Source organism: Paenibacillus sp. IHB B 3415, from assembly GCF_000802655.2.
Taxonomy (GTDB): Bacteria; Bacillota; Bacilli; order Paenibacillales; family Paenibacillaceae; genus Paenibacillus_AQ; species Paenibacillus_AQ phytohabitans.
The window spans coordinates 1-22764 of the sequence record NZ_JUEI01000042.1 but is presented as its reverse complement, the minus strand read 5'-3'; the positions used below and the strand labels follow the sequence as shown (position 1 = coordinate 22764).

Below are 22764 nucleotides of genomic sequence, written 5' to 3'. Positions count from 1 at the left end.
CTCCTTATCATTTTACCGAATGCACCGGACGCCCTTTGGCCAGCTTCATCCGGTGCTTTAGACCGTAGTCCGCGTACTTCGAGGAGAAAAATTGCTTGCTGACATTGTTGCCCCATATAATCCCATCTTCGGTCAACCTAATTCCTTCGGCATCCTGAATAAGCAGCCCGTCCTGAACCAGACGGTGAATCGTATCCGGGAACAGCTGCTCCGGCTCCTGCCCGAACATCCTTACGAAGTCGGCACGGTTAACCGACAGCATACGCAGGCCTTTGGCCATTGCCCCGTGCGCCAGCTCCAGCCCATCGGCCTTCTCCCCGCAATTGACCGGGAGCAGACCGTCCTGTACACGGGTCATATATTCATTGAGATTTCCGCTGTTGATATACATATAGCCGTTGATGATTCCGAAGGCTGCCGCACCGATCCCGATCATATGCGCCTGCTCCGAGAAGTACAGGGTAGCGTGCCGGTCCGTCTTGCCCGGCTTGGCGAAATCAATCACGCTGTACTGGACATATCCCGCCTCAAGCAGCATCTCCTTAGCGATGGTATACAGCTCGATCTCCCTATAGACATCCCCGATCCCCGGAATCCTTCCGTCAGCTATACGCGAGGCAATCTGGGTATGCGGCACCACACAGAACGAAATCACACAGATATGGTCAATCTCCTGATCAATGGAGGTAAGGATATCCGCCCGCCATTGATCCAGCGTCTGACCCGGCAGATTGTACATCAGATCAATCCCGATATTGCCGATTCCGCAGCTGCGTGCATTCTTCACCAGCTCAAAGGAATCATCGACACTATGGTACAGCCCCAGCAGCTCGGCAAGCTCCTCCTGAAAGGTCTGCACCCCTACGCTGATCCGGTTCAACCCCTGCAAGGATAAGGCTTCCAGCTTGTCTGCCGTGAAATTCCGCGGGTTGCCTTCGATGAAGATCATGGCGTCCTCTGTAACGTGAAAGGCCTGCTTCATGTATTGCAGGATTCCGGTCAGCTCTTCCGAAGACAGGCAGGAAGGGGTCCCGCCGCCGAGATTAATGGAGGATACCGTAATACTGCTGCCAAAAGCCGTACCCGCATACCTGTCGATCTCCTTCCGGACAGCTGCCAGATAATCATCCACCTGATCCTGCCGCTTCAGATAACGGTTGAACGGGCAGAACGAGCAGGTGGCATCACAAAAGGGAATGTGCAGATATAAGGCCGTCGGCGTATCTTTGGTATTCGCCTGCTCAAGCTCCATCAGTGACCAGACCTCAGACTCTTCGTGCTGAGAGACAGGCACAGGATAATGAGAGACGCATATCGAGTCTCTCTCCTTGAACAATTCAACATATTGCTTCGCTCTGCTCATATGGAGCGGTCCCCCTTCATTTGGATTGCAGCATCCGGCCCGCATATGGGGAATCTTCGGACGGCTCCACCAGGATGCGGCGGATTTCCATGGTCATCTGGTTGCGCATATCCGGACAAGCCGAGTGCACGATATTGCCCTCAGGGTCCCACGGCAGCTTCGCATCCATGTTCAGTGCCAGCAGCATAGGGAAGACCGCATGGAACGCCGTTCCGCACAGATTGCCTGCGTTCAGTGGGGAGACCTTCATAATATCCCCCTCTTTATGCCCTGCCCGGCAATGCCCCTTAACACCCGTTACCTTCAATTCAAATTCATAGTTCATTCTTAATGCCTCCTCATCGAATATTGTGATTGGTTTCACTTAACCTGTCGTATGCTCCTCAACAATTGCCACTGCCCGTACCCAGGCCGCCCCGGCCTCTCTGATCTTGATGGGAAAACAAGCCACCTTGAATCCATACGGAACCGGAATCTGCTCCAGATTCGCAAGACGCTCCATGTGGCAATAGGTCTGCTCCCTTCCCCAGAAATGGGCCGGAAACAGATAAGCATTGTCGCCGGTTCGCTTATAATCGCCGATCATATTCTTGAACGGACGGTCGAACCCGTAGCTGTCAATGCCCATCACCTTGATGCCTTGATCGGTCAGATACTTCGTGGCCTCCCTGCTCATGCCCGGATAATCCAGAAGATACCGGGGGGTACCCCAATGCTGGTCCGCACCTGTACGGATCAGCACAATATCCAGCGGCTTTAGCTTGTATCCGATCCGCTCAAGCGCCTGTACAATATCCGTCTGCTCAATAGATTCGCCCGCTTGTATATGCGTGACATCCAGCACCACGCCATCGCAGTAGCACCACTGAAGCGGCACCTGATCAATGGACGCCGCCGGCTTGCCCTCGCTCATCGAGCCGAAATGCAGGGGCGCATCGAAGTGTGTACCAGTGTGCGTGGAGGCGGTGATCATCTCCATGTTCAGGAACTCTTCACCCGGAAAGTCCTTTCTGCTCCCGTCGAACTGGCGAGCGAAGCGGTCTGCCCCTTCCTTGTGGCCGGTCTGCTCAAAATTATATGGAGCCAGCTCGCCCGGATTCTGCTCCATATGCACACTTAAATCAATGAATTGATATGTCATACCCTCACCTACTTCATAATTCTAAGTGCGTTCAGCCCCAGGATGTTCTGCACATCCTCCTTCTTGATCTCCTTCACGCCCATCATCAGCTTCATGGGCAGTGGAATCGCTACCTTCTGCATGTAATTCAGCACTTCAGCGATGTTCGGCGTGACCGTCCAATCCGAGCCCCAGAGGATCTTGTGGCTGCCGCAGACCGAGATCATCTTGGCCAGCTCCATCCGGAACACCTTGGGATTGTTGTGAATGAGGATATTGGCTACCGCAGTGATGGTCACATACATATTGTCGTGCCTGCCCACCATGTAATAGCACAGATCATTCCATGGGTGGCCCATATGCTCCACAATCAAGGTCAGGTCCGGAAAATCAACAGCAACATCATCGAGCAGAATCGGATAGTTATGCTTCATCCGAAAAATACTGCCTGGCGTAATTCCGGTATGCACGCTTACCGGAATCCCCAGCTCGCTGCACCGTTCATACAGCGGATAGAGCAATTCCCGGTCGTTCAGAACGAAGCCCCCATAATCATTGGGATTCAGCTTAAAGCCCTGCATTCCAAGCGTTTGAATGGCGTAATTAAGCTCCACCAGCGCTTCCTTCCCCTTATAGGGATTAACACTCGCGAACCCGCGCAGCTTGTCGGGGTGTGCCCGGACCGCCTCGGAGATTTTTTCATTGGACAGCACCTCATAGCCGTACACATCCTCAAAGCTGAGCTGATGGACCCAACTCATCGCGATTTGATTCTCGGCCATACAGGACAGATAATCCTCCAGCAGATTGTTGTCATCGACAAAGCCTTCCTGAGCCGCACCAACCATTTTCTTCAAATACTGCAAATCATCGAATCCTTTTTGCTTTTTGTAATCCGGTACGGTTCCGGCCCCGGCCAGACTGAGCTCCAGGCTTTTATTCTCCTTGACGGCAAAATGGGCATGAGTATCTACAATAACAAGATTGCTCTTCACGTTTTTCTTCTCACCACTTTGATTAGGATTGGCATTACAAGGGCTGAATGCATCGTTTGAAGCCTGGCAGGCGGACTAGACGTCTCTGTGCCCGCTCTCTGGGCTTGGGGCAAGCGGAGCCGTGGCGAAGACCAGTTCCATTTCGCCTGGACCCTCATTTACCACCCGGTGCCTTTCTCCCTTCCTCACAATGAACAAGCATTGCTCCTGAATGGAATGCGGAGTATCCTCAATGAACGCCGTTCCCAGGCCCCGAATTACAAATACGCTCTCTTCGCCATAATCATGGAGATGCTCCTTAATCTCTTCCCCTGCCTGGAGAAGGACATGGCCCATGATCAACTGCGAAGCCCCGACCGTTGCCGGACTCCCCAACACGCGCATCTGCCCTCCCCTGGCATGAACCACTGGCACATCGTCAAATTGAACTACTGTATTCGCGTACACCTGCTTCATCACTGCACTCCCTTATCCGGCTGATTTATATTCCGACACACCCGATTCTTCTTTTTTGCCCAGGCCAAGCGAGATCAGAATTGTCAGCACCATGAGTCCGGCGGCCACCAGATAGCTGGGATGCGTTCCGATCCTGCTGTAGAAGAAGCCGCCAAGCGTCGACCCCAGTGCAATCCCGACTCCCTGCAGGGTTCGGAAGGTCCCTAATGCCGCGCCCATTTCCATCGGATTGATCTTGATGACCTTATCCGTAATAATCGTGTTGACCAGCGTAATAATAGGCCCCTCTGTAAGTCCAATCAGCGCATAGCCGAAGGTCAGGAGCCAGGGGTTGAAGTCAAGCGCATACAGCAGCACGAGCGCTCCCACACAGATCGACTGGGCCCAGATCAGGGGCGCATGTCTGCCCACCTTATCCGAGATCCAGCCAATGAATACCGCCCCGAACGAGGCTACGGCTTCATAAGGAATGAAGAGCAGGCTGAGCAGCACCAGGGAAATATCCTGTTCCTTGGCCGCAAACGGCACCAGGAAGGTCGTAAAGACACCCACCATGAAGCACAGGGTTCCTACAATTCCCGCCAGCAGGATTTCGCGGACGCCCAGCCACTTGAATGAATTTTTGAACGCTTGCCCGATGCTCTTGCTTGCATTCTTGACCCCGGTCTCCTTCAGCAGCGCAGTGGTTACCAGCGTGGACAGAAGCAGCAGGGAACCCAGCACCGCGAAGGAGGTATGCCAGCCAAAGTAATTGCTGAGCAGGCCGCTGAGAACATATCCCAGAACCGACCCGGCGCCAATCGCCCCGGACACAATGCCCATCGCTCTGCCCCGCTCTTCGGGCTTGCACACATCCATCACCACCGCAAAAATCGGTGTGGACACAAATCCTCTGGCGAAGCCGAACAGCAGCCACCCTGCCGTAAACAACAGCACCCCGTGAGAAGCAGCCACCATGAACACAGCCACTGCAGAAAGGGCCATGGAGGCAACGATAATCTTCTTCCGCCCATACCGGTCGGCAAAGACGCCCGATGGAATCGACAGAAACGTCATCACCAGGGATGCAATCCCCGCTATGGTTCCGATTTCACCGGAGGTCATGCCGAGATCGCTGCTGATCAGTGGTGCGATAGGGAAGATACTGACCATAATCGAAAATACGAGTAAAATATTGACGGCTAAAAGTGTGAAAATTTTGTTATTGCTCATGTGATTGGTCCTCCTCACAGTCATTGACTGCTCTCAATAATGATGAATGCAGCAGCATAATCACCGTGATGACTAATGCTTACATGGATCGTCTCCTGCTGCTGTACATAATGTTCCAGGCCTCTGCTGCGGACCAGATAGGGCTGGCCGCTGGAATGGTTGAGAAACTCCATTTCGGTCCAGCCCAGCTCGCAGTTCATGCCGGTTCCGATGGCCTTCAGCAGCGCTTCTTTGGCGGCAAATCGGCCGGCAAGAAATTCTTCGGCATGTCTTTTTTTACAGGCGAAGAGTTCTCTCTCTTCTATTGAAAAATATTGTTCCATAAATATTTCACCGCATTTAGCCATCATCTGTTCCACAAAGCTAATGCTGATAATATCTATGCCGATCCCTCTGATCATGCCTTTAAGGCAACAGCTTCAATCACTTGGCCCACGGAATATGCTCTGAGCTCCTTGCCTTCAATAAAGATGCCAAAAGCCTTGGCCAACCCTGTAGAGACAAGCGCCAGCTCAGTCGAATCCAGAGCCAAATCTTCATACAAACGTGACGCCTCCGTAATCTCCTCCTCAATGCCAATGTCCTCAATGATGGCCTTTATCTTCTCGAATACCATTAGATACACCCTCCCGTTAGAGTTAATGAGCCTTACCCTGCACGCTTTACAAATTCACAACTCTTCCTTGCTCACAACCAGTGCAGAAGAGACACCTCCCCTCCCCCTGGACAGAATAAGTGAGGACTCGACAGATACCCGGCGGCTGATTCCTTCCACAAAATTCAAGCTGTTGTCTGGAGTCGATGATGCCAGATACGGAAGACCGGGCAGCTGCCCGTGATTCATGGCAAGTACGCTCAGTGCCACATCGAACGCGCCTGCGGCCCCAATCGTGTTGCCAAAGGATGTCTTCGGACAGCTCGCCCATTTGCCCGATACACTGCCACCGAACACCTCCTGGATGGCCGAGCATTCAATCCCGTCTTGACGGGAGGAAGCCGCCCCGTCCAGTGAGAGATAGCCAATCTGCTCCGGATGGATATCCGAATGCCCGATAGCCAGTCGAATTGCCCTGGCACACTGCGCCACGCTCTCCTCAAGCGGGGCAGATTCCTGGCCGTCGTTCGTGAACCCGAAGCCCTGAATATTGGCCCTCACCCGGCCAAGTGCCTCACGCCTCTGGAGGCTGCGTTCAGATTCAAGGCAGAGAAAGGCCGCTCCTTCGGCCAGGGCCATCCCGCTACGGGCCTCTACAAACGGCCGATAAGCCGTCTCCGGGCTATCCGCCTTCAGGTTCAGCAGCCCCTCCGAGCTGTAAAAGGAGAGCGCCCACGGATCAAGCGGCGTCTCTGCACCGCCCACGATGGCCGCATCAATGATCCCGCTGCGGATAGCTCTGGCCGCATACGCAATGGCAAGCAGCCCGCTGCTTCGGTCGGCGATAACGGTCTTGCTATAGCCCTTAATGTCAAAGGCCAGAGACATATGCCCCTGGGCAGCGGCCGGAAACCAATTGCTCGCGAGGTTAGGATCAATGAAGGGTGCACCCTCGGTATGCAGAACACGCAAGCCATTCCTGGCACTCTCCCAGCCCCCCGAGTTGTTGCCGACAAAGATGCCGATCCGCTCGCGGCTCATCGTATCAAGATCCCAGTTGGCATCATCCATGGCATCCTTTGCAGCCAAGATCGACATCACAGAGAAACGGGAGCATTTCTTGAACAGACGCTTCGAAATGACCTGCCCCGGCTCCATCCCTCTGACTTGTCCGGCGAAAGGAGGTGCTGCTCCAACCGTACCCTCAAGCTGAAGCGGGGACATATAGTTATGACCGCTCAGGAGCCCGTCCCAGAATGCCGTGGCATTATTTCCGCAAGGCCCAACCATACCAACTCCGGTTACCAAAACTTTATTCTTCATTGGCTGCACATCCATTGTTCAGTCTGAAGCTTCCCCGCCATATTACAGAACCCGCTCCTCGACAGAATCATGGCTGAATGAATGCCGGAGAACCCGCTTGCATTGGTCAGAATATGGTACAGGTCGCGCTTTAAAGCTTGCCCCGGCACATAATTCAAATCACAGGCCGGGTCCGGTTCATCCAGATTTGCCGTTGGCGGGATATAGCCTTCGTTCAAGGCCAGCAGACAGTGCACAATCTCAATGGCGCTCGCTGCTGAGAGCGGATGACCCACCATGGATTTGGTTGAACTGATCGGAATGGAGTAGGCTAATTCGCCGAAGGTTCTTTTGTAGGCAGCGGTCTCGAAAGCATCATTCTGCGGAGTCGAGCTTCCATGGGCATTGATATATTGAACATCCTCCGCTTCAATACCGGCATTCTTCAGCGCCCCGTTCATCGTCAGACTGAGCGCCTCTCCGTTCTGTGGCAAATCGGTCATATGATAGGCATTATTCGTGCTGGAGAAGCCGGTAACCTCACCGTAGATTCCGGCTTGCCGCCGCAGTGCATGCTCCAGTTCCTCCAGCACAACGACTGCACAGCCCTCGCTGAGAACGAATCCGCTCCGGTTCAGCTCAAAGGGTCTGGAGGCGCGCGTGGGATCATCATTAAACTTTGAGGTCAATGCACCAATTGCATCAAACGAGGCGATGGTCATGGAGCTGATTGGTGCTTCCGCTGCACCGCATATCATGATGTCATGTTCTCCTGCTGCGATAGATTCGTATCCATACCCGACAGCATCAATGCCGCCTGTGCAGCCCGTTGACATTACCAGCGCTTCTCCCTGAAGTCCAAATTGATGCGCCACATCAAAGGCAATATAGGAGAACATGCCTTTGCGGTATAGATCCTCCTGGCTGAGTCCATGGTCAATCGGCCCATGGCCGCCCTCTGTCATTCGCAGAAATGTCTGCTCAGAGAATGGGGTATCGGCAATCGCATTGGCGATGCAGACACCTGAACGCTCCCGCATTTCCTTGGTGAACTCCAGCTGTGCATCGGCAACAGCCCTTACAGCAGCGTTGACTGCCAGAATTCCCGGCCGGCCCATTCCTTCCCTCACCGCTTCATCGGCAGTCCTGCCGAGATGCTCAAAATCCGGTATTCTCCCGGCGACCCGGCTCTTCAAAGCCATATGCTCATAGCCCTGCAAGCTGTCATATCCAACCCTGCACTGCAAGCTGTTCTCCCAGAAACTCTCCAGCGTATTCCCCAGCGGGGTAAGCAGACCCATTCCGGTTATAACTACTCTTCTTCCCATCGTGTCTCCCATCCAGGCCTCAGCTCCGAATCCTTAGTTTCTCGATATTAAGCTTGACCGCCTCCATCTGCTCCTTCGTGGTCCGGTTCAGATGGGCTTCAACCTGCTCATCGGTGAGGCCGCTTGCGGGATCTACCTCAAATTCCTGAATCCAGGTCATGTACGTACCCTCTTCTTGTTCCTCATAGAGCCATTCCAGATTCATATGCTTAAACGGCAGCAGCGGCTCCAGACGTCTGGCGGTAATCCGGAAATTCGGCCGGTCTAACCATCTTTCGGATATCCATGAGCGCGACGGGCGATTTGGCTCGGGATATGTAGTCAATTCAAAACGGATGTATGACTCCCCCTGTTCCAGCACCCGCGTTTCTTTATATTCCGTGAACAAATCCGTCCAGCCCGCAATATCGTTGGTCCTGTCGAATACGGTGATCCGGTCTGCGTGAATCCAGATACTGTTCTGAATCGTTGTCACTATACATGCCTCCCCAATAGTATTACTGCCATCGTAACGCTAAATTTCGGGAGGGGACATAACCCGGCTGTTAAGCTTCCGTTAATTTACAGTTATTCCACAAACCGAGGACAGCACAGGCTCATCATTTATAAAAAAAAGACCTGACAAAAAGCGTCAGATCTAAAGGCTAACCGAATATCCGATCCCCCGGCGGAATAGGATGACATCGCTTCTGCCGGCCGTCGTTTCAATTTTGTGCCTCAGCTTGTATACATACTGCCTGACAATTTCAGGGGAAGTATAGCTGTCCCACAGGTGGTGCAGGATCTGCTCGGTAGGGATGTACTGGCCTTGGCATTCCAGTAGCAAGTCAAGTAATTCAAATTCCTTACAGGTTAGTTCAATGACAATCTCACCGACTTTTAAGGATTTGGAGTGGAGATTAAGCGCGATTCCCTTGGATCGTCTGGTGCAAGGCGTGTTCTTGCTCAGTCCTTCGTCAAACCAGCAACGTAAACGGCTGAATAATTCCTCTTGGAAGCCAGGGCGTTCATATCTGCCGAAATAAATATGATTGGACGGTATTGGGATGGGTGTGCCCTGAGTGTTAATCTCCTCAACAATAATGAATATCTTCAGCGTAAGCAGCTGCTGCAGGTATTGCATCGTATGAATGAAACCCGGATTAAAGTCCGGGGTACTGATGACCACACCGTCAAACCTCAAGCCCTCCTTCACAATATCGACCAGCGCATCAAGCTCCTTGAAATGAAATACCTTGCAACCGTACACTCGTGAAAAAAAAGAATGAACATTCTGAAATCTACAATCCTCACAAGGCTCTATGGAACCCGCACAACAAACAAGTGCAACCCGCATGCGCTTCTCTCCATTCCATTCTTTTCATCATTGACCTAATTTCACCAAGGTTTCATTTTCTATTTTATAGTATTAATTAGGATAAAAAAGGAAAAAAATCATAGCGTCATATTAAAAAAAGAACAAGCAGAGGACCGCATATTTCTATGCGGCGCTCTGCTTGGCGGACAACCTTCTATTTGCATTACTTACTCTCTGCTTCCCTTCCGTCAACCGGTCATCTAACCTTATTTTAATCCACGCACTCTATACGGAGTGCGACGGCGGAAACCAGCACATTCCCTGCTGTTTCCGTATCAATTTCTAACATTTATTCTAATGCAATATTAAAAAGGGAATCGATAAGCTGTTGAATTTTAATAAACACTCGTTTAATAATCGTAATTAACAAAAAGATAATAAAAAAATGACCATCCGATTTATGAATTTCTGGAGGCCATCACTCTTCCGGACATTTTTTATTCTTCCGTCCCGATCTTTCCTTTTTCCTTTTCAAATTGTTCTATGTGTTGCTCGATCAAATATTCAATCTGCATAGCAATAGATCGCTTATTTTTGTCTGCGATATATTTAATCTTGTTGAAATTTTCATCCTTTAAACGTAAAGTAAACACTCTTTTATCAGTTGCCATATATTGTACTCCCTAAAAGTGATGTCATTATTGTATCATTGTGAAATTAGCACTTATAGATTCACATTGACACCTAAGTGATGTCACTATATGATTTGATTTATATCATATTTTTTATCGGGGGAGCATACATGACTGATGAGGAGCATGCCTTTAACAAGTTTCTTTCCATCCGAATGGAGTATATAGATAGTTCTATACTATCCAATTCTGATGAATATAAGCATTTAATTTACGAATGCAATCAGCTATTTGTGGAGTTGATTTCTTTGCTTCCCCAAGACTGCAAACAACATCTACAAAGCTATGAGACTAGTACCACTCTACTCCAAAGTATTGCAGAAACGCTAATGTACAAACAAGGTTTAACAGATGGAATGAATCTCAACAAACTTCTACCCAACGAATCAACTTAAAAGGCCTTTCCATAATTCCTGAAAGCAAAAAAATTGGTAATTGCCCTATTACAGCATTCTTCCCATTTTTCGAATTAATATATCCCCACTCTCCCACATTAGGAGCGACAGCGGCACTTCACTTAAAAAACAGTAAATCCATCTCAATTTTTCTTGAATTCACTTTACTGCTCTCAATGCATACACATAATCAGCGTGTTAACTGATGGAATAAGATAATTATTCAGGAGTTTTTTCTTCGCCAAGTGCAACATTTCTCACCTAAAAGCCATCTTAATAGGTAGAGGTGATGCACAATGAGAACAACTAATATCATAAAGCGCGCAAAAAAAATGAGCATCGCGTGCGGAATCCTGGCTGCCAGCTTGTCGTTTGGAGCATCCGCTTTTGCCTTTTCTGATCTGAACGGACAATCTGCCGAAACCAAAATCAATGCGCTGCATGACGCCGGTGTGATTAACGGTATAACCAGTGACCTTTTTGCCCCCAACGCTAAAGTAACCCTGGCGCAAGGCGTTCAATTTCTCGTCAAAGGGCTGGCACTGACGCCACAGACAGATACGGGCAGCACTTCCACGGCCAGCAGTTTTTTTGACAATGTAAAAGATAATGCCTGGTATGCCTCCTCGTTCCTGACCGCCAAGCAGAGCGGTTTGACTCTGGCACAGAATGCCAATCCGAACGCAAACCTGACCCGCGCAGAATTCGCTCATCTGTTAACCGAAGCCTTGCAGAGCAAGGGTGATTTTGCGGTTACCGAAATGTATGTAGATGTTGCGGATGGCAGACACCTCTCTTCAGAAATCATGAACAGCCTGCAGATTCTGCTGAACATGAAGGTGATTACGCTGGACAACGGAAAATTCCGCCCGGCCGATATCATCACCCGCTCCGAGGCTGCTGTTATGGTTCATGATGCCGCTGAGTTTGCAGCGCGGGTGATCAACCAAGACGATACAGTCATTGAGCCTTCTGAACCGGAACCAGTTCCGGTCAATAACTACATTTCGGATGTCGTACTAGAAAAAGCGGCTGAAGGCGTCAATAAAGCCACCATCACCGTCGATAATCTGCCTAACCCCGGCTACGGCCTGGCGGTGGAGCGCATCGAATTCACAAGTGCCACCAAAGCAGTGATCTACTTCAAAATAACCCTGCCCGATCCGGATATGATGTACCCGCAAGTCATCACCAAAGGGACGGTCTCCACTTATCTGCCCGAAGGCTACACCGCTACAGCAGAGCCTGTAATGGGATCGCGTTGGCTGCAGCCGGCAACTGATGTTGAATAATTCTCGATGCAAGGCTTATTGTAAGGTTACAAGCAAATGAATTGAAAAACAGATCATGCCTGACTTCCGGGACATGATCTGTTTTTTTATTTTACGTATATCACACTGAGTGCGACCTCTACGCCATCGTCGCCTGGGGCCACTATGATCTATTTCAATCCACGCACTCCACACGGAGTGCGACAACCAAAACATGGGCGAGAATTTTTATGATATCGCCATTTCAATCCACGCACTCCACACGGAGTGCGACGATCATATATGCCTCCAAGTTGATAGTCATTTTATTTCAATCCACGCACTCCACACAGAGTGCGACACCTCGCTGTGGACGGTCTCGCGGTTAGGTGGTGGATTTCAATCCACGCACTCCACACGGAGTGCGACGGCCGAATATCAGAGGTATATTCGTGTCCTTGGGATTTCAATCCACGCACTCACACGGAGTGCGACCCTTGGACCGGCGAGCTTTCGGATCCTTCTTTCGAATTTCAATCCACGCACTCCACACGGAGTGCGACGTTAATTCCAGCACCGAAGAATGACTTTACTCCGAAATTTCAATCCACGCACTCCACACGGAGTGCGACGATTAGCGCTTATGGTAATGCGCATTTTTCGGGAACATTTCAATCCACGCACTCCACACGGAGTGCGACGAGTGTAGTCGCCTTGTTCGCCGAGGTACTTGTGATTTCAATCCACGCACTCCACACGGAGTGCGACGTTCGGAACGGAATGCTCTTATCCGGTCCGTAACATTTCAATCCACGCACTCCACACGGAGTGCGACATAACAAAAAAGCCATTCAGTTCCAGCGGTATTAAATTTCAATCCACGCACTCCACACGGAGTGCGACCTCCACGCTATTCACGCTATCGTCCATAGACTCTAATTTCAATCCACGACCCCACACGGAGTGCGACAGCGGAAAGCAGCACATTCCATGCTGTTCCTGCATCAATTCACTGCACTTTCCCCGAAACGATACTACAATAAGTATCGATCAGCCGTTGACTTTTCTTAAACAATCGCTAACTTAGAAGGTTTCGTCAAATTCTGAGGTGCGAAGGACCCGGGGATTTCATGGGAGCTTGCCATTCGCACTGATCATCTTCTACCTGTTGATCCAGGATTATATTCTGCAAAAGTAATTAATTCCCTCCTAAGTATGAAAAACCGTCATCAGTAGAATCAGCAAACCGCTGATCAGCCCGAACAGTTCGAGTGCAAACATTCGGGAACGTTTTTTCCGGAAAAATACAATAGAGGGATGGGCCAGACCAGCCGCCATATACAGAAGAGACAGCAGCAGGCCAAAGCTGAGCAGTGAAAATATGGGATTATCCGCCTGGGGCACGCCGAGGAAAATGACCAGCAGAATGAGCGCGGTCAGCAAGTAGAGGAACCAACGGGCAAACCGGATAGCTGGTCCGGATTGTACCGAGGGAGTGTTATCTGGGGCTTGCTGTTCACGGGTATGCTTCTCCAGTGCCCGCCGGAACTCATCGGGATTCTCGTTGCGCATTCGCTGCATTTGGTTCGCATTGTCGATTCGCCGCTTCAGGCTTCTAAACATGCGGTCCTCTCCTCTCCATTGCTGCTTCTCTCGTTATACTATGCTACTGATTCTCAGGCCCTGCCTATTTCTTTACCCATCTTACCCCTGCAGCGCCTTCCGCACGCTCAGAATATACTTCGCCTGATCCAGCGGGTTCACGCCCCGGCGGGTGCGCTCGGCAATGACGTCTGGCGGGCACGGTTCATAGCCGGCAAAAAAGGATGTGAACGTGCTCCGCCCCTTCGTGTAGGAGCTTAAGGTCACAGGATAATCTAGCGAGGTTGCCAGTGGCAGCCTGCCTTCGATGATCATCCGATCGCCCTGAAGCACGGGCGGCTCGAAGGTGCCGCGCATCTGCACGAGGTCGTTCATCACACGGCCGCCGTTCTCCTCAGGCACGACGATGCGCACCTGCAGGACCGGCTCCAGCAGGCTGGTGCCGGTATGGGCCAGCCCATCCATGATGGCCATGGGCGTAGCCACGGCAAAATCCAGCGGATGGGTATGCCACACATGGTGGTTCCCCTCCACCAGTGTGATCTTGAGGTCGGTGACCTCCCACCCGCGCAGACCCTGCTGCAGCGCCTCCGGCACGCGGCGGGCCGTCTCGTTCTGGTATTGCGGCAGCAGATCGGAGCTGCGCACCAATGATTCATAGACGAGGCCGCTGCCCGGCGGGCCCGGCTCTATCTGGAACCTCAGAATCGCCCAGCACGGCTTCGGCATCAGGTAGGCAACGTAGCCTTCACCTGCGCGGCTTGGCGTTTCCCTGTAGATCACCGATGGCGGGCCGAAGGTGATCTTCAGCCCGAATCGCTCCTGCAATACACTGTCCAGAATCTCCAGCTGGATCGGCCCCATCACCTTGATATGCAGCTCCCGTTCTTCCTGCAGCCACTGGGTATCCAGCAGCGGGTCCTCGTCGGCCAGCTCCTGAAATGCGGCAATCACCTTATGGTCGTCGGCATCCGCTCCCCAGAAGACACGTACGGTCAGCAGCGGCACGGCAAGCTTCGCCTCCTGCGGAATGGCCTCCGGCCGGCCCAGCACATCGCCGATCCGCACCCCGGACAGCCCGTAGACTACGGCGATATCCCCCGCTTCCAGCGCCCCCACATCCTCGGTGCGTCCGCCTTCAACCTTGCGGATTTGCGTCACCTTGACCTGGACCTCCTGCGTATAATTCATCACCGTATCCCGGTTGCGGATAGTTCCTTCATAGAGACGCACGAAGGCCATGCGGCCCATGCTTTTGTCACGCTGGATGTTGTACACGATGCCGGATACCGGCTGTTCCGCATCTCCGCCCGCGCGCGGGAAATACTCGGTCATGGCATCGAGCAGCGCCGTGACACCGAGACCTTTGGCCGCTACGCCATACACCAGCGGATACATTCTTCCTGCGGTCGTCCGAACGGCCAGCTCTCTTTTCCACCGAGCCAGATCTGCCGTACCGTCCGCCATATACAGCTCCAGCAGCTCCTCGTCCCGCTCCGCGAGCGCTTCCAGCAGTTCTGTCCGCGCCGCCGCATCTGCGCCTTCACTCCACAAATCCGCCGCCCCTATGTATTTCCGTTCCCTATATAAGGGCTGCTGCACAGGCACAATATCCCCGGACAGATAGGTCCGCGCCTGAGTTAGCACAGCGGCTGGATCCGCGCCGATCCGGTCCATTTTATTCACGAAAATAAGCGTAGGAACCCCCAGCTTGCGCAGCGCATTCCAGATCATCTCACTCTGTGCCTGCACGCCCTCCACTGCTGACAGGATCAATACCGCACAATCCATCACCCGCAAGCTGCGCTCCACCTCAGACAGGAAATCCACATGCCCCGGGGTATCGACCAGGTTAATCTGCACTCCCCGCCACGAGAATGATGCCAGAGCCGCCCGCACAGAAATCCCCCGCTGCCGCTCCACCTCCATGGAATCCGTCAGCGCCGTTCCGCTGTCCACACTGCCAAGTGCGCGAATCCGCCCGCTCTCATATAATATATGCTCCGTCGTAGTCGTCTTCCCCGCATCTACATGGGCAAAAATCCCCACGTTGATCCGTTCAACCCTCTGCTGCTGAATCATCTATGTTCTCCTGTCATAAGCCGAATGTATGAATGCCTGATAGTGGTTGAATCCGTTTACTGACCCTGCTTCAAGTGTACAGCCAAATGCCGCTAATGTTCAATCGTTAAGCACTTTCCCGGATGACGGCCCCGCGGTCTGCTGATACTACCCTCAACGAACGAGTCTTCTGCAATTAGGGTACAGACGCACATAACTCAGCCTAACTACAATATTTTTCAGCTTAATCAGATCTGCCTGCAACATTTCGGCCCCTTTGGCCATCTAAGAGTATAAGAGGTGAGGCACAATGAAGAATAAATCATTCCAGAAGCGCGCTACAAAAATCACTCTAGCGTGCAGCATTCTGGCAGCAACAGTATCATTCGGAGCATCGGCTTCTGCCTTTTCGGATCTGAAGGGCAATGCTGCCGAATCCAAAATCAATGCACTTCATCAAAATGGCATCATTAACGGAATTACCAGTGATATGTTCGCACCGAAATCCAAGCTGACTTACGCCCAAGGCCTTCAGTTCATCGTCAGCGGCCTCAAGCTGTCTCCGCAGAATACAACCGGCAGCAAAGCCAGCGATTACTTCGAAAACGTAAAAGATAACGCATGGTATGCCTCCGCATTCCTGGCTGCCAAGCAGAGCGGATTGTCTCTGGACAAGTCCATCAACCCCAATGCGGCAATGACGCGGATCCAGTTCGCTCATTTGCTGACCCAGGCGCTGCAGAGTAAAGGGAATTTCCCGGTTACGCTGATGTATGCGGATATCACGGATGGCGGTAAGCTGTCTACAGCGGAAATGAACAGTCTGCAGATTCTGGTCAATACCCGCCTGATCCTACTAGAGAAGAATAACACCTTCCGTCCGAATGAACCGGTTACCCGTGCGGAAGCCGCAGTCCTGATCTATGATGCAGCCAAATTTGCTAAAGAGGTAATCACTCCGGATGACAGCGCCACTGCCCCGGTTAATGACTATGAAGCAGCGGTTACACTGGAAAAAGCGGCAACTGGCGTCAATAAAGCAACCGTCACGGTTGAGAATCTGCCTAACCCGGGTTACGGCCTGTCGATTGAGCGGATTGAATTCGGCGCTAACCAAACAGCAGTGATCTATTTCAAAGTGACTTCACCGCCTGCCGGCTCTATAAGCATTCAGGTGATCTCAACGGGTACTGCCGTGACTTACCTGCCAGAAGGGTATACAGCGGTAGCCAAATCTATAACTGGTTCGACTTCTGCTGATTCATCTGCAGGGATGTAAGTGAGAAATACAGCGGCGTCGGCTTGATACCATGGCACATGGCAGTAACGTATAAACGCATATTCGTCAAAAGAAGCCGCATCGCCGTTGGGATAACCAAGGGATGCGGCTTTTTGCGATTTTACTAATAACTGGCGCTTTCAGTCCTTACGTTAAGGTGTCCACTGATCATGAATGATCCCTACAAGAATATGGTCCTGGCCATTCTTCTCGAAGACCAGCCGCAGGCTGCGCCAGTCCATGCCCTCTAAGGAAGGATCGATACCGGCGATATGATATTCTACGAAGTCATGGGTCTCCTTGGGGTACACCTCATTGAGATTATTTAGAGTCGTTCCTTGGCCCAAGCCCTGATTCAGTGCAACTTCAGATTTACCGGAAAAATCCGCATCGTACACAAACCGCTTATAATAGTCCGCAAAGGTCAGCTTAATCAGCTCTCCGGTACCGGCGAACTCACGCCATTCGCGCTTTACCGGATCTTGCATTGCAGCCTTTAGCTCATCCTGACTGAACACAATGTCTTTATCAACATCAACATAAGCGTAAGGGGAAAAGCGGACCCCTCTGTCCCGGTGTACCCACGCGGCGAGCGTCTCCATATTCCCGTCCTTCAGCGCCCGCATTACTGTGGTTGCCGCTTCCAGCGCTGTAGGCGGTGTGCCTTCCTCCGGCGGTCCGGGGTCTTCCGCTACCGGAGTTGGTTCCGTAGCCTCAGGACTTGGAGCAACCGTCGCGGCCGGTGCCGGGGATGGTACTGCCGGAGCGGGCTCCTGAGTAGGTGCCTCTGTATGATCCGGTGCGGGTGTTGCTTCCTGAGCCGTGTCAGGTGCTGAACTGCAGGCTGCAAGAAACAGCATTACAACCATCAGCGCGGTGAAACCAATTGATCTTGCCTTATACATGATATCCCTCCTCATGCTGCTATTCTTACCCTTGTAGACGCTGCCCGGGCGGATATAGTTGCAAGGCTCTTGTCACGTGGGGCGGTAAGCATTGGGAGGGGGCTAGTTAACTGATTTGCAGCAGACGTACGATTTCACCGTCAATTACTTCTTCACTGGCTAGAAACCCTAAAGCTTCATACATTCTTCCCGCAATCATATTGTCTGGCCGGTGCCCAATCATGATTCTTGTACAATTCGAATCACTCATCAACTGAATCAATGTTTCCATTGCTGCCTTGCCATACCCTTTGCCTTGATGCTTGTGATTCAAATTCATCAACATATTTCGATTCAGCAATCCAATAAACCACAGGTGCAGGAAAAACATTCAACTGCTCTGGCTTAACCGTAAGCTGGGTACATTCATACCAATTCTCAATAGAGACTGGCTTTAGTTCCACTGTCATATAAACGTCCTCCCAACTTTCACTGTGCCGATTTCACTGTGCAGAGGAATTCATCCTGAGCGATTATTAATCCAGCTCCGTATACAATCTGATCTCCTGCCGTCCCGTTTGGAAACCCACGGATGCGTACAGGGACAGTGCCGATTCATTGGTAGTCATGGCGATAAGCTGCGCCCGGTCCAGCCCGTGCTCTTTCAGATATGCCAGGGCGCGGACCAGCAGTGCCTTGGCGATCCCGCGTCTTCTCCATGGCTCACGGACAAACACATCCTCGATAATCCCTTTCTGATCTTCCTGCCAGACCATCAGACTGCCGGCAACCTTGCCTGCATCCCGTACAACAGCCGATGTCCAGAGCGGATGCTCCTGATATTCCAGCAGACGTTCCACGCCCAGCGGGGTATCCGGCCAGATCTCAGCCTCCAGTTCCAGATAAGCCTCTCTCTGCTCCGGCGAATCCAACTGAACCCACGCTGATTCAAGACCTGCCGCAAGCTCTGCCACGGGTATAGGTTCGTTCAAGTCACGATGGAGCGTATATAACCGGCTATACGGCAGGTAACCCAGATGCTGTGCGAAATAAGTGTTGCAGCTCTCTTCTGCGGCGTAATTCCCCGTACACAGAACCGTTCCGTATTCCCGGGACAGTGTTCCCTTTAGTTCATGCGCCCGTTGCAGCAGAAGAGAGTAGACACTATCCAGCAGTCCGATATCCTGTTCACGCCCGGGCAGTGTTTTCAGATTCACAAAAATCTTATGTTTGCTTCCAGGCAGACGTCCCGGGGGAACCACATTGAAGATCTGTAGCTGACCTTTGGCTACCATTTTGTCTCCTTCAAAGGCACAGATTACATTCTCCCAGTTGCTCTCCTCCCCAACCCACCAAAAAAGCACATCCTCCTGTGCCGACACCCGCGCATACATTTCCCCAAGCGCCGCCATATCGTTCTGCCCGAAATTCCTGATCACTCTATTGCTCAATACCGGTCCGCCACCTTCTGTTTTTGTTCATCATAACACTGTGTGGAAGAGGGATTAAGATCATTAACAATTATAACCATTCTTTACCGCAGCTTGGCCTGGAGCGTTACATCTGCTATTTAGGGTTGCCAAAAAACGGCTGCGCCGTCCTGGTCAAGGAAGCGCAGCCGTCCGGCTGGTCAGCGGGTTGTTCTTGGGTTGGTTCTTGGGTTGGTTCTTGGGTTGGCTCTTGGGTTGGTTCTTGGGTTGGCTCTTGGGTTGGTTCTTGGGTTGGTTCTGATTTGGGTCTTATTCTGTCTTGATTGGTTATTAGCCGTGGTGTTTCGTACTCGTTTCTTCTGCTGCTGTATTCGTTGGCTGGTCATTATTAATAGGTTAGTTTGCTGGAGCTCCACAGTGACTGTCCAATATCCAGTTGCCCTGGTGCTCCACTCCACTGTACATGTTGGCATTCTTCCTTGCGGACTCCAGAGACGTTATTTTGCGAAATCAGCCTGTTTTTCTTCCCTTGCGGACTCAGAAGACGTTATTTGATCTTTCGGGCATGCCAGCAGGCCTCGAGTCATGAAATAGAGGCCTTTGAGTCCGCAACCGCGATCCAAACGCTAATTTCAGCAAAATAGGGTCATCTGAGTCCGCAACAGTTCGTGCAATAGAGCTCAGACGGGCCAGTTTCCGCGTGTTCGACAAGCCGGGCCCAATGGGCCCGCCTTCCCTTGTGCCACGAGTCCGCGCCAGCCCCGGCATCTGCCGCTTGGCCCTTCGTTACGCTGCGGTCCCCGTTTCACTGGCCCTACTCTACAGGACCTGCCAGCGATATCGGCGGCCTGCTTCACGCTGCCGCCCAGCTTGCAGCGCCGGTCTAACTTCTCGCATGGCCAGCCTCGTATACCGCCTGCCCTTGGTTCAACCTGCCAGCGATACCGCCGGCCCTACTTCACGCTGCCGGCCACCTCGCGCGGCTGGCGCATGGTCAGGCTGACGCGGCCTTTCTTCAAGTCGATGCCCATCACCCATACGGTGACATTGTCTCCCACGGAGACCACGTCCATCGGGTGCTTCACGAAGCTGCCGCTCAGCTGGGAGATATGGACCAGCCCGTCGTTCTTGATGCCGATATCGACGAACGCGCCGAAATCGATCACGTTGCGGACGGTTCCCTGCATCTCCATGCCGGGAACCAGGTCCTCGATCTTCAGCACATCCGTGCGGAAGATCGGCAGCGGCAGCTCCTCGCGCGGATCGCGGCCCGGGCGCTGCAGACTCTCCAGGATGTCGCGCAGCGTAGGCACGCCGACATCCAGCTTCACAGCCAGCTCGGCGGCATCCTGCACCTCCAGCTGCTGCGCTACTTCCTTGCTGCCGAGCCTCTCCACATCGAGGCCCAGCTCGCGGAACAGCCGGTCGACCACCGGATAGGATTCCGGGTGGATCGGCGTGCGGTCCAGCGTGTTATCCCCTCCGGGGATACGCAGGAAGCCGATGCACTGCTCGTAGGATTTCGCGCCCAGGCGCGGCACCTTCTGCAGTGCCTTGCGCGTGGCGAACTTGCCGTTCTCCTCGCGGAACTTCACAATATTCTTGGCGATCGTCGCATTGACTCCCGCCACATAGGACAGCAGCGAGGCCGAAGCGGTATTCACGTCGACACCGACGTGGTTAACCGCCGACTCCACGACGCCCTTAAGGCTCTCCTCCAGATGTTTCTGCGACACATCATGCTGGTACTGCCCGACACCGATCGCCTTCGGGTCGATCTTCACCAGCTCCGCGAGCGGGTCCTGCACGCGGCGGGCGATGGAGGCGGCACTGCGCTCCGCCACATCAAGGTCCGGGAACTCCTCCTGCGCCAGCTTGGAGGCCGAATACACGCTGGCCCCTGCCTCGTTAACGATCAGGTAGGCCAGCTCAGGATTCCCGACCTCGGCAATGACCTCGGCCGTGAACTGCTCCGTCTCCCGCGAGCCGGTGCCGTTGCCGATTACGATAAGCTGAATGCCATATTTGGCAATCAGCTCTTTGAACTTGGCCGCCGCCTCTTTCTTCTTGTTGTTCGGCGGCGTCGGATACGTGACCGCTACCTCCAGCAGCTTGCCGGTATCGTCCACAACAGCCAGCTTGCAGCCGGTGCGGTAGGCCGGGTCTACGCCCAGCACATGGCGGCCCTTCACCGGCGGCTGCAGCAGCAGGCTGCGCAGATTTCCGGAGAAGATGGAAATCGCTTGCGCCTCGCCTTTTTCCGTCATCTCCCCGCGCACCTCGCGCTCGACGGAAGGTGCAATCAGCCGTTTGTAGGCATCCTCGGTCACGGCTTCTAGCAGCTCTTTGACCGGGGACGGACCCTTCACCAGCTTGCGGATAATGAAAGCGTGAATCTTATCGGCAATAATCTCAATGCCGACCTTCAGCACATTCTCCCGCTCCCCGCGGTTGATGGCCAGAATACGGTGAGGCGGCATTTTGTGCACAGGCTCACGGTAGGAATAGTAATTCTCGTATACGCTCTCCTGCTCCGCATCCTTGGCTTCGGAGACCAGAATCCCCTGGCTCGCCGTATACTGGCGCACCCAGGAACGGATGGCCGGATCATCGGCAATATTCTCGGCAATGATATCCATTGCCCCTTGGACAGCAAGCTCCGCACTGTCTACACCTTTATCCGCATCTATATATTTCGCCGCTTCTTCATAAGGATGGCCCTGGCGGCGCTGCTCCATGATCCAATCGGCAAGCGGCTCCAGCCCCTTCTCCTTGGCAACACTGGCCCGTGTCTTGCGCTTCTGCTTGAACGGACGGTACAAGTCCTCCACTTCCTGCAGCTTCACAGCCTTCATGATCTGCGCCTGCAGCTCCGGGGTCAGCTTACCCTGCTCCTCAATGCTGCGGATGACATCCTTCTTCCGCTCGCCGAGGTTGCGCAGATATCCAAGCCGTTCTTCGATATCGCGCAGCGCGTTCTCATCCAGCTCTCCGGTCATTTCCTTGCGGTACCGGGCGATAAACGGAATCGTGTTGCCCTCATCCAGCAGCCCCACCGTAGTCCGCACCTGCTTCAGGCTAATGCCAAGTTCCTTCGCAATTGCTGCAGTAATCAGTTCCTGCTCCTGGCGGGCAGCCGCATCTTCCGCCGCTTTACCCGCCCCATTAGTATCAACGCTCAAGTATATCCCTCTTTCTATACGCAGTCTGAGTCCATAACTCTCTACTAAAATACTATCACAGTTTGCCGCAGGACCAAAGTTTGGCACGGTAAAGTACCCCCGCAACGCAAGCTACCAACCCGGTGAAGATAACTCAGCAGATTAGCGGGGACCCCAAAGCATATTCCGCCCGGAAGGCAAAATATACAGCTTACCAAGGTTAATTGGGCCCTACCTTGCATACCTTTACCTTTCCCTTTTAAGGTTCCCTCAGGCACCCGCTCTGCAACAGTAGTTATGATGAACGAAAGGCAGCCCCTGTTCGCACACCTTAGGTTAAAA

The 22764-nt window shown here is 52.7% G+C and carries 23 protein-coding genes and 1 CRISPR repeat array; of the genes, 3 read left to right on the top strand and 20 right to left on the bottom strand.

Features of this window, described 5'->3' with window-relative positions:
* Positions 1-7 precede the first annotated feature (7 nt).
* The 13 genes from hemW to QW71_RS39925 all read right to left on the bottom strand — a co-directional run bounded on the left by hemW (position 8) and on the right by QW71_RS39925 (position 10339).
* The gene (hemW, locus tag QW71_RS18925; RefSeq protein WP_039301943.1) at positions 8-1363 is read right to left on the bottom strand and encodes a radical SAM family heme chaperone HemW; all 1356 of its coding nucleotides are present in this window, start codon (positions 1361-1363) and stop codon (positions 8-10) included.
* A 16-nt stretch (positions 1364-1379) separates the two neighbouring features.
* Positions 1380-1688: a TIGR04076 family protein gene (locus QW71_RS18920; protein WP_039301940.1), complete on the bottom strand. Its 309-nt coding sequence runs from the start codon at positions 1686-1688 to the stop codon at positions 1380-1382.
* A 39-nt stretch (positions 1689-1727) separates the two neighbouring features.
* On the bottom strand, positions 1728-2504 hold the full coding sequence (locus QW71_RS18915; RefSeq protein ID WP_039301938.1) for a cyclase family protein: 777 nt from the start codon (positions 2502-2504) through the stop codon (positions 1728-1730).
* A gap of 8 nt (positions 2505-2512) precedes the next feature.
* The gene (locus QW71_RS38095; RefSeq protein WP_052770086.1) at positions 2513-3478 is read right to left on the bottom strand and encodes an amidohydrolase family protein; all 966 of its coding nucleotides are present in this window, start codon (positions 3476-3478) and stop codon (positions 2513-2515) included.
* 75 nt (positions 3479-3553) lie between these two features.
* Positions 3554-3934 carry a cupin domain-containing protein gene (locus tag QW71_RS18905; RefSeq protein WP_047013852.1) on the bottom strand — a complete coding sequence of 127 codons (381 nt, stop codon included), beginning with the start codon at positions 3932-3934 and terminating at the stop codon, positions 3554-3556.
* Between the two features lie 12 nt (positions 3935-3946).
* Positions 3947-5146: an MFS transporter gene (locus QW71_RS18900; RefSeq protein WP_039301935.1), complete on the bottom strand. Its 1200-nt coding sequence runs from the start codon at positions 5144-5146 to the stop codon at positions 3947-3949.
* A gap of 20 nt (positions 5147-5166) precedes the next feature.
* Positions 5167-5547 carry a holo-ACP synthase gene (gene acpS, locus QW71_RS18895; RefSeq protein WP_039301933.1) on the bottom strand — a complete coding sequence of 127 codons (381 nt, stop codon included), beginning with the start codon at positions 5545-5547 and terminating at the stop codon, positions 5167-5169.
* Positions 5544-5762, bottom strand: a complete 219-nt coding sequence (locus QW71_RS18890; RefSeq protein WP_039301931.1) for a hypothetical protein — start codon at positions 5760-5762, stop codon at positions 5544-5546. Before QW71_RS18890 ends, acpS begins: the two co-directional genes overlap by 4 nt.
* 54 nt (positions 5763-5816) lie before the next feature.
* Complete coding sequence (locus QW71_RS18885) at positions 5817-7064, bottom strand: beta-ketoacyl synthase (RefSeq protein ID WP_039301929.1); 1248 nt, start codon at positions 7062-7064, stop codon at positions 5817-5819.
* The gene (locus QW71_RS18880) at positions 7061-8371 is read right to left on the bottom strand and encodes a beta-ketoacyl synthase (protein ID WP_047013851.1); all 1311 of its coding nucleotides are present in this window, start codon (positions 8369-8371) and stop codon (positions 7061-7063) included. The genes QW71_RS18885 and QW71_RS18880 overlap by 4 nt, the downstream gene beginning before the upstream one ends.
* Positions 8372-8390: 19 nt before the next feature.
* The gene (locus tag QW71_RS18875) at positions 8391-8846 is read right to left on the bottom strand and encodes an SRPBCC family protein (protein WP_160311824.1); all 456 of its coding nucleotides are present in this window, start codon (positions 8844-8846) and stop codon (positions 8391-8393) included.
* Positions 8847-9008: 162 nt separating this feature from the next.
* Positions 9009-9554: a winged helix-turn-helix domain-containing protein gene (locus tag QW71_RS18870; protein ID WP_160311823.1), complete on the bottom strand. Its 546-nt coding sequence runs from the start codon at positions 9552-9554 to the stop codon at positions 9009-9011.
* A 611-nt stretch (positions 9555-10165) separates the two neighbouring features.
* Entirely contained in the window at positions 10166-10339 is a 174-nt protein-coding gene (locus QW71_RS39925) for a hypothetical protein (RefSeq protein WP_039301922.1), read from the bottom strand.
* A gap of 131 nt (positions 10340-10470) precedes the next feature.
* On the opposite strand from QW71_RS39925, the gene QW71_RS18860 reads away from it, so the two are divergent.
* A complete protein-coding gene (locus QW71_RS18860) occupies positions 10471-10755 on the top strand; it encodes a hypothetical protein (RefSeq protein WP_039301920.1) in 285 nt (94 codons plus the stop codon).
* Between the two features lie 296 nt (positions 10756-11051).
* Positions 11052-12047 carry an S-layer homology domain-containing protein gene (locus tag QW71_RS18855; RefSeq protein ID WP_039301918.1) on the top strand — a complete coding sequence of 332 codons (996 nt, stop codon included), beginning with the start codon at positions 11052-11054 and terminating at the stop codon, positions 12045-12047.
* Positions 12048-12198: 151 nt separating this feature from the next.
* A CRISPR array of direct repeats spans positions 12199-12975; the repeat unit is 33 nt; unit sequence ATTTCAATCCACGCACTCCACACGGAGTGCGAC.
* 239 nt (positions 12976-13214) lie between these two features.
* Here the strand turns inward: QW71_RS18855 and QW71_RS18850 are convergent.
* The gene (locus tag QW71_RS18850) at positions 13215-13628 is read right to left on the bottom strand and encodes a hypothetical protein (RefSeq protein ID WP_039301916.1); all 414 of its coding nucleotides are present in this window, start codon (positions 13626-13628) and stop codon (positions 13215-13217) included.
* Between the two features lie 81 nt (positions 13629-13709).
* Complete coding sequence (locus tag QW71_RS18845; protein WP_039301914.1) at positions 13710-15689, bottom strand: translation factor GTPase family protein; 1980 nt, start codon at positions 15687-15689, stop codon at positions 13710-13712.
* Between the two features lie 289 nt (positions 15690-15978).
* Here QW71_RS18845 and QW71_RS18840 point away from each other — a divergent pair, with 289 nt between their 5' ends.
* A complete protein-coding gene (locus tag QW71_RS18840; RefSeq protein WP_039301911.1) occupies positions 15979-16947 on the top strand; it encodes an S-layer homology domain-containing protein in 969 nt (322 codons plus the stop codon).
* A 152-nt stretch (positions 16948-17099) separates the two neighbouring features.
* Here QW71_RS18840 and QW71_RS18835 read toward each other — a convergent pair whose 3' ends face one another.
* From QW71_RS18835 to QW71_RS18820, 5 genes are all read right to left on the bottom strand, one after another.
* Positions 17100-17852, bottom strand: coding sequence for a hypothetical protein (locus QW71_RS18835; protein WP_039301908.1), 753 nt, complete (start codon positions 17850-17852; stop codon positions 17100-17102).
* A gap of 106 nt (positions 17853-17958) precedes the next feature.
* On the bottom strand, positions 17959-18123 hold the full coding sequence (locus tag QW71_RS41420; RefSeq protein ID WP_235441499.1) for a GNAT family N-acetyltransferase: 165 nt from the start codon (positions 18121-18123) through the stop codon (positions 17959-17961).
* A complete protein-coding gene (locus QW71_RS41415; protein WP_235441498.1) occupies positions 18095-18301 on the bottom strand; it encodes a hypothetical protein in 207 nt (68 codons plus the stop codon). Before QW71_RS41415 ends, QW71_RS41420 begins: the two co-directional genes overlap by 29 nt.
* Before the next feature lie 66 nt (positions 18302-18367).
* Positions 18368-19282: a GNAT family N-acetyltransferase gene (locus QW71_RS18825; RefSeq protein ID WP_039301907.1), complete on the bottom strand. Its 915-nt coding sequence runs from the start codon at positions 19280-19282 to the stop codon at positions 18368-18370.
* Positions 19283-20214: 932 nt separating this feature from the next.
* Entirely contained in the window at positions 20215-22377 is a 2163-nt protein-coding gene (locus QW71_RS18820; RefSeq protein ID WP_200905938.1) for a Tex family protein, read from the bottom strand.
* Positions 22378-22764 lie beyond the last annotated feature (387 nt).